This is a genomic window from Methylobacterium variabile (assembly GCF_001043975.1).
In the GTDB taxonomy this organism is placed as follows: Bacteria; Pseudomonadota; Alphaproteobacteria; order Rhizobiales; family Beijerinckiaceae; genus Methylobacterium; species Methylobacterium variabile.
Genome location: NZ_LABY01000491.1, coordinates 1 through 1,009, shown reverse-complemented (window position 1 = coordinate 1,009; position 1,009 = coordinate 1). Strand labels below are relative to the sequence as shown.

Here is a 1,009-nt window from a genome sequence, read left to right as displayed (position 1 = left end):
GGCGGAGATCGCCGAGAGCATCCGGCGGATCACCTGACGCCGCCCGGCGGATCTCCCCCGATGCCGAACCCCGCAGCCATCGCCCCGAGGCTTCCGATGCGCGAACGCGTCCACGCGACCTACTGGCTGGAGACCGGCGACGACCCGGCCCGCACCGCCGAGGTGATCGCCGGCGAGCAGTCGAGCGGCACCTTCGTGGCGCTCGCCCACGAGACGCCGGAGCTCAAGGACCGCTCCGGCGCCCGGGTCGAGCGCCTCGACATCCTGGAGACGGTCTCCACCCCGAGCCTGCCCGGCGCCAAGCGGCCCGATGTCTCGCGCGCCGAGCGCTACACCCGCGCGACCCTCGAACTGTCCTGGCCGGTGGAGAATTTCGGGCCCTCGCTGCCGAACCTGTGGTCGACGGTCGCCGGCAACCTGTTCGAGCTCCAGCCGGTCTCGGGCCTGCGGCTCACCGGGCTCACCCTGCCGCCTGCCTTCACCGCGCCCTTCGCGGGTCCCGGCTTCGGCATCGCCGGCACGCGGACGCTCTCCGGCGTGGCGGAAGGGCCGCTCATCGGCACCATCATCAAGCCGAGCATCGGCCTCTCGGTGGAGGAGACCGCTGCGCAGGTGCGCGAGCTGGTGGCCGGCGACATCGACTTCATCAAGGACGACGAGCTGCAGGCCGATGGCGCCCGCTGCCCGTTCGACGAGCGGGTGCGGGCGGTGATGCGCGTCGTCAACGACCACGCCGACCGCACCGGCAAGAAGGCGATGGTGGCCTTCAACCTCACCGGCGACTTCGACCAGATGCGCCGCCGGCACGACCTCGTGCTGCGGGAGGGCGGTACCTGCGTGATGCTGGTCCTCAATTCCGTCGGCCTCGTCGGCGTCGAAGCCTTTCGCCGCCACGCGCAGCTGCCGATCCACGCCCACCGGGCCGGCTGGGGCGCGCTCACCCGCTGCCCGGCGCTCGGCTTCGACTACGCTCCGTGGCAGATGCTCTGGCGCCTCGCCGGGGCCGACC

1 protein-coding gene is annotated in these 1,009 nt (G+C 72.5%); it reads left to right on the top strand.

Translation table 11 applies throughout. The annotated features are described in order from the left end of the window. Positions 1-96: 96 nt before the first annotated feature. The coding region (locus VQ02_RS34090) for a RuBisCO large subunit C-terminal-like domain-containing protein (protein WP_048448716.1) at positions 97-1,009 on the top strand (913 nt) is incomplete at its 3' end.